Origin of the sequence: uncultured Parabacteroides sp., assembly GCF_902493135.1 — a bacterium.
Classification (GTDB): Bacteria; Bacteroidota; Bacteroidia; order Bacteroidales; family Tannerellaceae; genus Parabacteroides.
In genome coordinates, this window is sequence record NZ_CABUOD010000017.1 from 84,131 (window position 1) to 95,061 (window position 10,931).

Sequence of the window (10,931 nt, forward strand, 5' to 3'; positions counted from 1 at the left end):
CTTGAGACCTATAAATTATTATCTTTGCACACGTAAAATAGAAAAACAGTTTAATCCATATTATATAATGTATAGAACAAGAACATGTGGCGACCTGCGCCTTGCCGATGAAGGCTTGGTGATTACGCTGGCCGGCTGGGTACAGAAAACCCGTAAGATGGGTGGCATGACGTTCGTGGATATCCGCGACCGTTACGGTATTACGCAATTGGTGTTTAACCAGGAAGTGGATGCCGCTCTTTGTGAAAAAGCAAATAAACTGGGACGCGAATATGTTATCCAGGTAACGGGAACCGTTCGCGAACGTTCCAGCAAAAATCCGAATATCCCTACCGGTGAGATCGAGATCATCGTTTCGGAGCTGAATGTCCTGAATGCTGCCGTAACTCCTCCTTTCACGATTGAAGACGATACGGACGGAGGTGACGACCTGCGTATGAAATACCGTTATCTGGATTTGCGCCGCAACGCCGTCCGCAAGAACCTGGAACTGCGTCATCGTATGGCTTTCGAGGTTCGTAACTATCTGGACAAGCAGGGGTTCCTGGAAGTGGAAACTCCCGTGCTGGTAAACTCTACGCCTGAGGGGGCACGTGACTTTGTCGTTCCTTCCCGTATGAATCCGGGGCAGTTCTATGCATTGCCTCAGTCGCCGCAGACGTTGAAGCAGTTGCTGATGGTTTCCGGTTTCGACCGTTATTTCCAGATCGTGAAATGTTTCCGTGACGAAGACCTGCGTGCGGACCGCCAGCCTGAATTTACACAGATCGATTGCGAAATGAGTTTTGTGGAACAGGAAGACGTGCTGAACATTTTCGAAGGAATGGCCAAGCACCTGTTCAAGGTGATTCGCGGTATCGATATAAAAGAGGCTTTCCCGCGTATGACCTGGCACGATGCCATGAAGTATTACGGTAGCGACAAGCCGGACCTGCGTTTCGATATGAAGTTCGTCGAATTGATGGACATCATGAAGGGACATGGTTTCTCCGTATTCGATAATGCTGCTTATGTCGGCGGTATCTGTGTGGAAGGGGCGGCCTCTTATACGCGCAAGCAACTGGATGCGCTGACCGAGTTTGTGAAACGTCCGCAGATCGGTGCAAAGGGCATGGTATATGCCCGTGTGGAAGCCGACGGCAATGTGAAGTCGAGCGTGGACAAATTCTATACACAGGAAGTATTGCAGGAGATGAAAGAAGCCTTCGGCGCAAAACCGGGCGACCTGATCCTGATCCTTTCCGGCGACGATTCGATGAAGACGCGCAAACAGCTTTGCGAATTGCGTCTGGAAGTGGCCGGCCAGTTAGGCTTGCGTGACAAGAACAAGTTCGCTTGCCTCTGGGTGATCGACTTCCCGCTGTTCGAGTGGAGCGAAGAAGACCAGCGTTTCTATGCAATGCACCATCCGTTTACTTCTCCCAAACCCGAAGATATTCCTTTGTTGGATAGCGATACGGGAGCTGTTCGTGCGAATGCATACGACATGGTGATCAATGGTGTCGAAGTGGGTGGCGGTTCCATCCGTATCCATGACAGCAAGTTGCAGGATAAGATGTTCCAGTTGCTGGGCTTCACCGAAGAAAAGGCACAGGAACGTTTCGGCTTCCTGATGAATGCCTTCAAGTATGGTGCGCCTCCTCACGGTGGTCTGGCTTACGGTCTGGACCGTTGGGTATCTCTGTTTGCCGGCCTCGATTCTATCCGTGACTGTATCGCGTTCCCGAAAAACAATTCCGGCCGCGATGTCATGCTGGATGCGCCCGGACAGTTGGATGATTCGCAATTGGAAGAGCTGCAATTGGAAATTAAGAATTAAGAATTAAGAATTAAAAGAGAAAAAATTCAAAGAGAAAAGTATCGCGAGGCCTAATTGTCAATTAAAAAAACGAAGTCTTTATGCGTATAAGGGATATACTGAAAGAAATCGAACAATACGCTCCGTTGCCATTGCAGGAAAGTTTTGACAATGCAGGTGTGCAGGTTGGCGATGTGAATCAGCCTGCTACCGGTGCGCTTCTTTGCCTCGACGTCACCGAAGAGGTCGTGGATGAGGCGATAGAGATGGGGTGCAACCTGATTATCTCTCATCATCCTTTGGCCTTTAAAGCGTTCAAATCCCTGACCGGTTCGACCTATATCGAGCGGTGCATGATGAAAGCCTGCAAGTATGACTTGGTGATCTATGCCGCCCATACCAATCTCGACAATGCGGCGGGAGGCGTGAACTTCCGTCTGGCGGAACTGATCGGGCTGGAAAATGTCCGTGTCCTGAGCCCGCAGAAAGGTGCTTTGCTGAAGCTGGTCACTTTCGTGCCGGAGGCCTATGCCGATTTGGTGAGGATGACCTTGTTCAATGCGGGAGCCGGAACGATAGGCGACTATGATTCCTGTAGCTTCAACCTGCCGGGCAACGGAACTTTCCGTGCCGGTGAAGGGACGAATCCTTTCTGTGGTGAAATAGGTGAGTTGCATGTGGAGCCGGAAATCCGTATCGAAACGATATTGCCTGCTTTCCGTAAATCGACGGTAACCCGCGCATTGCTTTCCGTCCATCCTTATGAGGAACCGGTATTCGATTTCTATCCCTTGGATAATGCCTGGGACCAGGTCGGTTCGGGGGTAGTGGGAGAGTTGCCCGAAGAAGAGGGGGAATTAGTTTTCCTGCAAAGGATCAAGGAACTGTTTCAGGTGGGATGCGTGAAGCATTCCGCCTTGACCGGCAAGCCGATACGGGAAGTCGCTTTATGCGGGGGGAGCGGTGCTTTCCTGATCAAAGACGCGATCAATTACGGTGCGGACGTTTTCATTACGGGAGAGGCTAAATATAATGACTTTTACGATGTGGAAGACCGGATTCTGCTGGCGGTTATTGGTCATTATGAAAGTGAAGTCTGTACAAAAGACATCTTTTATAACATAATATCGAAAAAATTCCCTACCTTTGCCGTACATTTTTCGAATGTTAATTCAAACCCGGTAAAATATTTATAGAATGGCTACAGATAAACAATCAGCTGAAAAAGAGATTACAGTTGAAGAAAAGCTTTCTACGCTGTATCAGCTTCAGACGATGATGACTGAAATTGATAAGATCAAGACACTTCGCGGCGAACTTCCTTTGGAAGTACAGGATCTGGAAGATGAGATCGCAGGTCTGGAAACACGTCTTCAGAACTATCAGTCAGAAATTAAAGACTTTGAGAATGCTGTTGTAGAACAGAAACATAGGATTACGGAGTCTACCGGTCTGATTGAAAAATATAAAACGCAGTTGGATAACGTGCGTAACAACCGTGAGTTCGACAACTTGTCAAAAGAAATAGAATTCCAGGGACTTGAAATCGAATTCTCAGAAAAGAAGATTCGTGAGTTCGGTGAAGCGATCAACCAGAAGAAGGAAGAAATAGCCGAACTGTCAGAAAGACTGGAAGGCCGTAAGGCTGATTTGGTTCAGAAGCAGAGCGAACTGGAACAGATCATTTCCGAAACCAAACAGGACGAAGAAAGACTGCGCGAAAAAGCAAAGAAACTGGAAGCGAATATCGAACCGCGCCTCTTGACTGCTTTCAAACGTATCCGCAAGGGAGCCCGCAACGGTCTGGCTGTCGTCTATGTACAGCGTGGCGCCTGTGGCGGTTGTTTCAACAAGATTCCGCCTCAGAAACAGTTGGACATCAAGTTGCGTAAGAAAGTGATCGTTTGCGAATACTGTGGCCGTATCATGATCGACCCGGAATTGGCAGGTGTAGAAGAATAATCAGATGCGCGATGTTGTCCGTGCATATATAGAGAAATATCGGTTGCTTACGGAAAACCGTCCGGTTCTGGTCGGTGTAAGTGGCGGAGCGGATTCAATAGCCCTACTCACCATTTTGGTGGAGTCGGGCTATTCCTGTATTGCAGCGCATTGTAATTTTCACTTGCGGGGAGACGAATCCCTGCGTGACGAACAGTTTGTAAGGGAGTATGCCCGAAAACTGGATGTCCCTTTTCTGAAGACGGACTTCGATACCCGGAAATACGCGGCCGGCCGTCATCTCTCCATCGAAATGGCTGCCCGCGAGTTGCGCTATGGCTGGTTCGAAGAACAACGGGTTGCAACCGGGGCACAGGCTGTCGCTGTGGCTCATCATCGTGATGATAGTGTGGAAACGCTTTTGATGAATCTGGTACGCGGCACCGGTATCCGGGGAATGAGCGGGATTCGTCCGAAGAACGGTTTCGTGGTGCGCCCTTTGCTTGCCGTGAGCCGTGAGGATATCTTGGAATGGCTTGCCGGACGCGGTTTGACGTATGTGACCGACAGCACCAACCTTTCCGATGCCTATACGCGCAATTTTATTCGCCTGCGTGTCCTTCCGCTTCTGAAGGAGATCAATCCTTCCGTGAAAAATGCGATTGCCCGTACGGCCGAACATCTGTCGGCGGCTGAAGCCGTTTATCTGCATGTGGTGGAAGAGGCGAGGAATACCGTGGTCGAGCAGGGAGATCGCCTTTCGATTGCCACCTTGATGCGTTACCCGTCGCCCGATGCGATTTTATATGAATTGCTCAAAACCTACGGCTTTACTCGTCCGGTGGCAGAGGATGTTTATTTGTCCCTGACGAGAGAATCGGGCAAAACCTTTTTCTCTTCTACATACCGGTTGATAAAAGATCGGGACTATTTAATGTTGTCTCCCCTTGTAAAAGAAGAGGTTTATGAATATACACTGACCGGCGACGAGAAAGTCTGGTCCGGTCCTGTTGAACTTTCTTTCGAGAAGATTGTTATTAAAGAAGATTTCCATATCCGGAAAGACAAAAATATCGCCTATTTTGATTACGACAAACTGACTTTTCCGCTTACCCTGCGTACATGGAAAGAGGGAGATTGGTTTATTCCTTTCGGCATGAAAGGGCGGAAGAAATTAAGCGATTATTTCTCGGATCATAAGTTCAGCCGTTTTGATAAAGAACGAACTTGGCTTTTATGCAGCGGAGACGCTGTTATCTGGATTGTAGGAGAACGTTCCGATAATCGTTTTTGCCTGGATAAAACAACTAAAAGTGTGTTAGTTGTGAATTTTTTTTCGACAAAAAGCGAGAGTAAGTAAAAATATTATTACATTTGCAAAGATTTACTCCGCAGATGTGTTACTAATGATTCAAGTTAGCTCAACAATCCGGTTTTCACATGAAATTATTAATTATCAAATTATAAAAGATACAATGATTGCGTTGTACGCGTGCCATATCAGGTCGTGTAGTACGTCGTTTTTATTATTCACTTCGCATTATGCAAAAATATAACATTCTAGAACTAAATGAAAAACTCCTTCCTGAGTTGCAAAGTATAGCGGAAGAGTTAGGTATTAAAAAAGTAAGTTCTCTTAAGAAAGAGGAACTTGTATACAGAATTCTTGATGAACAGGCCATCTCGTATGCCGGCATTCAGGCTGAAAAGGAGAAAGAAAAGGAAGCAAAGAAAGCAGAAAGGCAGACTAAGGCTAAGAAAACAAAAGCGGCGGCTCCGAAAGGTGCAAAAGCTGATGCCAAGACAAAGGTTGCTGCTCCTGCCACACCCGTTGAAGTTTCGGTAGAAGAAGTAACATCAGAGGCTCCGGAACAACCCGAACGTAAAAGACGGACTCGTATTGACAAGAAAGAAAAAGTGGCTGCGGCTGCTGTTCCTGTCCAGAAAAACGAAGAAGCAGTCGTTTCTAAAAGCACGGTTTCAGCCAATGCTCCTGTATCCGAAACTCTTGTTCCAGTGGCTGACACCACTACCGATGCCCCTGTCGAAACAGGAAAACCGGTAGCGAAGAAAGTGGTAAAGAAAGCTGCCAAACCTGTAGAGAAGCCGTTGCTCCCTCCCGTTGTCGTGGAATCTGATAACGGAGAACTTCCGGCCGAGGTTGTTCCTGAGATAACGGAAGAGCCGGTTGTTGTAGAGACACCTGCTGCTTCGACTTCAACTCCGGCAGACGAACCTAAACGCGTGGTATTCCGCCATCCGGACACCAAATCGGTTCTCGACCAGCTTTTCCCATTCTCTTCTACACCTGCCAAACCGGAACCGAAAGTGCAGGCAGAACAACCTGTTGCCGCCCAGCAGAATAATCCTCGTCAGAATAATAACAGACAGAACAATCAGAATAATCATAACAACCCGCGCAACAATAATAATGCTGTACAGGAAAAACAGTATGAGTTTGATGGCATACTGACAGGTGTAGGCGTATTGGAAATGATGCCTGACGGATATGGCTTCCTGCGTTCTTCCGATTATAACTATTTGACTTCCCCGGATGATATTTATGTATCGCAATCACAAATCAAGTTGTTCGGTTTGAAGACCGGCGATGTGGTGGAGGGTGCTATCCGTCCTCCGAAGGAAGGTGAAAAATATTTCCCGCTTGTCAAAGTGGACAAGATCAACGGCCGTACGCCGGAAGAGGTTCGCGACCGTGTTCCTTTCGATCATCTGACTCCGCTTTTCCCAGACGAAAAATTCATGTTGACAGCCCGCAAGTCTCCGAAAGTGTACGACAATATCGCCGTACGTGTAGTAGATTTGTTCTCACCGATCGGCAAGGGACAGCGTGGTCTGATCGTGGCTCAGCCGAAGACCGGTAAGACCATGTTGTTGAAAGATATCGCCAATGCGATCGCTGCCAACCATCCGGAAGTGTATATGATTATCCTGCTGATCGACGAACGTCCTGAAGAGGTAACGGATATGGCTCGTAGCGTAGATGCGGAAGTAATCGCTTCGACTTTCGACGAACCGGCTGAACGTCATGTGAAGATTGCTGAAATCGTCTTGAACAAGGCTAAACGTATGGTGGAATGTGGCCATGATGTCGTGATCCTGTTGGACTCCATCACGCGTCTGGCTCGTGCTTACAATACGGTTCAACCGGCTTCCGGCAAGGTTCTTTCCGGTGGTGTGGATGCGAACGCTTTGCAGAAACCGAAACGTTTCTTCGGAGCAGCCCGTAACATCGAAAACGGCGGTAGCTTGACGATTCTGGCAACGGCATTGACAGAAACCGGTTCGAAGATGGATGATGTGATCTTTGAAGAATTCAAAGGTACAGGTAATATGGAATTACAGTTGGATCGCAAGTTGGCAAACAAACGTGTTTATCCGGCTGTCGATATCACGGCTTCCAGTACGCGTCGTGACGACCTGTTGCAGGATGATAACACCGTGAACCGTATGTGGATCCTGCGTAAGTACCTGGCCGATATGAACTCTATGGAGGCTATGGAATTTGTCAAGAAACGAATGGAACAGACATTCGATAATATGGAGTTCCTGGCTTCGATGAACGGATAAATAGCAGAGCATCAATATTTGTAAAAACGCAGATCGGGTTGAGGCCTGGCCTGCGTTTTTTATTTTATTTTTGTTACATTCAAAAGATTGGAGTATATTTGTCATACTTCGTGTGGAAGAATTAAAAGTAAGCATAACATGGAAAATGTAAAGAGGATCCCGTATGGTGTTTCGAACTTCGTAGAAGTGGTGGAACAAAATCAGTATTATGTGGACAAGACGATGTACCTGCCCTTGTTGGAAAGGCAGCCGGACAGCCTGTTCTTCATCCGTCCGCGCCGTTTCGGGAAAAGTATTTTCCTGGGTATGCTGTGGGCGTATTACGATGTGGCCCAAAAAGACAAATTCCAAAAACGTTTCGGTAATTTGTGGATAGGCAGCCACCCGACCCCCAATCAGGGGAAATATCAGGTGCTTTTCTTCGATTTCTCACGGGCGAGTGTCGGTATGGGCACACTGGAAGAAAATTTTAATAGCTATTGCTGCATTGTCTTGAATAATTTTATGAGCACCTATTCTGATTATTATTCCGAAAAACTGCAAAGCAATTTTTATGAAAGCAAATCGGCAGCCAATAAATTGAATCTCATTAATAGCGAGGCGAAGCAAAAGGGTTATTTGCTTTATCTGATCATCGATGAATACGATAACTTCACCAATGTCGTCTTGAACGAGCAAGGAGAAAAGATCTATCATGATTTGACTCATGCGAGCGGCTTTTACCGTGACTACTTCAAGCTCTACAAAGGCATGTTCGAACGCATCTTCATGACCGGTGTGAGTCCCGTGACACTGGACGACCTGACCAGCGGCTTCAATATCGGCTGGAACATCAGCACCCACTATCAGTTCAACATGATGCTGGGATTCAGCGAGGACGATGTGCGTACGATGCTGCAATATTATAAGGATGCCGGTCAACTTCCGGGCAATGCGGATATCGAGGCGATGATTGCGGAGATGAAGCCCTGGTATGACAATTATTGCTTTGCTAAAGAAAGCCTGGACCGTGACCCGAAGATGTTCAACTGCGACATGGTGCTTTATTATCTGCGTAACTATATGGACTTAGGCAGATCTCCCGAACATATGATCGACCCGAACACCCGCACGGATTACAACAAGATGAAGAAGCTCATCCAACTGGACCGGTTGGACGGCGATCGGAAAGGCGTCTTGCGGCGGATCACGGATGAGGGACAGCTTGTCACGACCCTTGTCACGACCTTTCCGGCCTCGGAGATCGCCAATCCTGAGATTTTCCCCAGCCTGCTGTTCTATTACGGCATGTTGACGATCAGTGCCACACGCGGAACACGAATCGTGCTAAGCATCCCGAACAATAATGTGCGCAAGCAGTACTATGAATTCATGTTGGAAGAATACCAAAATAAACGATACATTAATTTAAACAACTTGGCAGACCTGTTCGACAATATGGCTTACGACGGCCATTGGCGTGAAACATTCGAATTTATCGCCCATGCCTACAAGGAAAACTCCTCCGTGCGCAGCGCCATCGAGGGAGAACGCAACCTGCAAGGCTTCTTCACCGCTTACCTGAGTGTGAACGCCTACTACCTGATCGCTCCGGAAGTAGAACTGAATCACGGTTTTTGCGATCTTTTCCTGATGCCGGACTTGTTGCGTTATGAGGTGGCGCACAGTTATATCGTTGAATTGAAATATCTTTCGTCCAAAGATCCCGAATCCAAAGCCGAATCGCAATGGCAGGAGGCGGTGGAGCAGATAAAGCAATACGCCGTCGGTCCGAAGGTGCGGCAGATGATACAACATACCCGGCTCCACCTCATCGTGATGCAGTTCAGGGGATGCGAGTTGGAAAGAATGGAAGAAATATAAGAAATAAATAAAGCAAGCATAACATGGAACATGTAAAGAGGATCCCGTATGGTGTTTCGAACTTCGTAGAAGTGGTGGAACAAAATCAGTATTATGTGGACAAGACGATGTACCTGCCCTTGTTGGAAAGGCAGCCGGACAGCCTGTTCTTCATCCGTCCGCGCCGTTTCGGGAAAAGTATTTTCCTGGGTATGCTGTGGGCGTATTACGATGTGGCCCAAAAAGACAAATTCCAAAAACGTTTCGGTAATTTGTGGATAGGCAGCCACCCGACCCCCAATCAGGGGAAATATCAGGTGCTTTTCTTCGATTTCTCACGGGCGAGTGTCGGTATGGGCACACTGGAAGAAAATTTTAATAGCTATTGCTGCATTGTCTTGAATAATTTTATGAGCACCTATTCTGATTATTATTCCGAAAAACTGCAAAGCAATTTTTATGAAAGCAAATCGGCAGCCAATAAATTGAATCTCATTAATAGCGAGGCGAAGCAAAAGGGTTATTTGCTTTATCTGATCATCGATGAATACGATAACTTCACCAATGTCGTCTTGAACGAGCAAGGAGAAAAGATCTATCATGATTTGACTCATGCGAGCGGCTTTTACCGTGACTACTTCAAGCTCTACAAAGGCATGTTCGAACGCATCTTCATGACCGGTGTGAGTCCCGTGACACTGGACGACCTGACCAGCGGCTTCAATATCGGCTGGAACATCAGCACCCACTATCAGTTCAACATGATGCTGGGATTCAGCGAGGACGATGTGCGTACGATGCTGCAATATTATAAGGATGCCGGTCAACTTCCGGGCAATGCGGATATCGAGGCGATGATTGCGGAGATGAAGCCCTGGTATGACAATTATTGCTTTGCTAAAGAAAGCCTGGACCGTGACCCGAAGATGTTCAACTGCGACATGGTGCTTTATTATCTGCGTAACTATATGGACTTAGGCAGATCTCCCGAACATATGATCGACCCGAACACCCGCACGGATTACAACAAGATGAAGAAGCTCATCCAACTGGACCGGTTGGACGGCGATCGGAAAGGCGTCTTGCGGCGGATCACGGATGAGGGACAGCTTGTCACGACCCTTGTCACGACCTTTCCGGCCTCGGAGATCGCCAATCCTGAGATTTTCCCCAGCCTGCTGTTCTATTACGGCATGTTGACGATCAGTGCCACACGCGGAACACGAATCGTGCTAAGCATCCCGAACAATAATGTGCGCAAGCAGTACTATGAATTCATGTTGGAAGAATACCAAAATAAACGATACATTAATTTAAACAACTTGGCAGACCTGTTCGACAATATGGCTTACGACGGCCATTGGCGTGAAACATTCGAATTTATCGCCCATGCCTACAAGGAAAACTCCTCCGTGCGCAGCGCCATCGAGGGAGAACGCAACCTGCAAGGCTTCTTCACCGCTTACCTGAGTGTGAACGCCTACTACCTGATCGCTCCGGAAGTAGAACTGAATCACGGTTTTTGCGATCTTTTCCTGATGCCGGACTTGTTGCGTTATGAGGTGGCGCACAGTTATATCGTTGAATTGAAATATCTTTCGTCCAAAGATCCCGAATCCAAAGCCGAATCGCAATGGCAGGAGGCGGTGGAGCAGATAAAGCAATACGCCGTCGGTCCGAAGGTGCGGCAGATGATACAACATACCCGGCTCCACCTCATCGTGATGCAGTTCAGGGGATGCGAGTTGGAAAGAATGGAAGA

General features: G+C 47.5%; 7 protein-coding genes. All 7 read left to right on the plus strand.

Going from position 1 to position 10,931, the window contains the following annotated elements:
- Window positions 1-67 precede the first annotated feature (67 nt).
- The gene (aspS, locus tag RDN79_RS09810; RefSeq protein ID WP_298548675.1) at window positions 68-1,819 is read left to right on the plus strand and encodes an aspartate--tRNA ligase; all 1,752 of its coding nucleotides are present in this window, start codon (window positions 68-70) and stop codon (window positions 1,817-1,819) included.
- A gap of 80 nt (window positions 1,820-1,899) precedes the next feature.
- A complete protein-coding gene (locus tag RDN79_RS09815; RefSeq protein WP_298548672.1) occupies window positions 1,900-2,994 on the plus strand; it encodes a Nif3-like dinuclear metal center hexameric protein in 1,095 nt (364 codons plus the stop codon).
- 1 nt (window position 2,995) lies between these two features.
- The gene (locus tag RDN79_RS09820) at window positions 2,996-3,760 is read left to right on the plus strand and encodes a zinc ribbon domain-containing protein (RefSeq protein ID WP_298548670.1); all 765 of its coding nucleotides are present in this window, start codon (window positions 2,996-2,998) and stop codon (window positions 3,758-3,760) included.
- Between the two features lie 4 nt (window positions 3,761-3,764).
- Window positions 3,765-5,099, plus strand: coding sequence for a tRNA lysidine(34) synthetase TilS (gene tilS / locus RDN79_RS09825; RefSeq protein WP_298548668.1), 1,335 nt, complete (start codon window positions 3,765-3,767; stop codon window positions 5,097-5,099).
- A 182-nt stretch (window positions 5,100-5,281) separates the two neighbouring features.
- Window positions 5,282-7,327: a transcription termination factor Rho gene (gene rho, locus RDN79_RS09830; RefSeq protein WP_298548666.1), complete on the plus strand. Its 2,046-nt coding sequence runs from the start codon at window positions 5,282-5,284 to the stop codon at window positions 7,325-7,327.
- Between the two features lie 138 nt (window positions 7,328-7,465).
- Window positions 7,466-9,190, plus strand: a complete 1,725-nt coding sequence (locus tag RDN79_RS09835) for an ATP-binding protein (RefSeq protein WP_308573198.1) — start codon at window positions 7,466-7,468, stop codon at window positions 9,188-9,190.
- Between the two features lie 23 nt (window positions 9,191-9,213).
- On the plus strand, window positions 9,214-10,931 hold a 1,718-nt coding region (locus RDN79_RS09840), incomplete at its 3' end, for an ATP-binding protein (RefSeq protein WP_308573199.1).

Bases quoted from the DNA above. Each gene is read 5' to 3' on its own strand.
- RDN79_RS09835 (WP_308573198.1), top strand. From the start codon at position 7,466: ATGGAAAATGTAAAGAGGATCCCGTATGGTGTTTCGAACTTCGTAGAA.
- aspS (WP_298548675.1), top strand. From the start codon at position 68: ATGTATAGAACAAGAACATGTGGCGACCTGCGCCTTGCCGATGAAGGC.
- tilS (WP_298548668.1), top strand. From the start codon at position 3,765: ATGCGCGATGTTGTCCGTGCATATATAGAGAAATATCGGTTGCTTACG.
- RDN79_RS09820 (WP_298548670.1), top strand. From the start codon at position 2,996: ATGGCTACAGATAAACAATCAGCTGAAAAAGAGATTACAGTTGAAGAA.
- RDN79_RS09815 (WP_298548672.1), top strand. From the start codon at position 1,900: ATGCGTATAAGGGATATACTGAAAGAAATCGAACAATACGCTCCGTTG.
- rho (WP_298548666.1), top strand. From the start codon at position 5,282: ATGCAAAAATATAACATTCTAGAACTAAATGAAAAACTCCTTCCTGAG.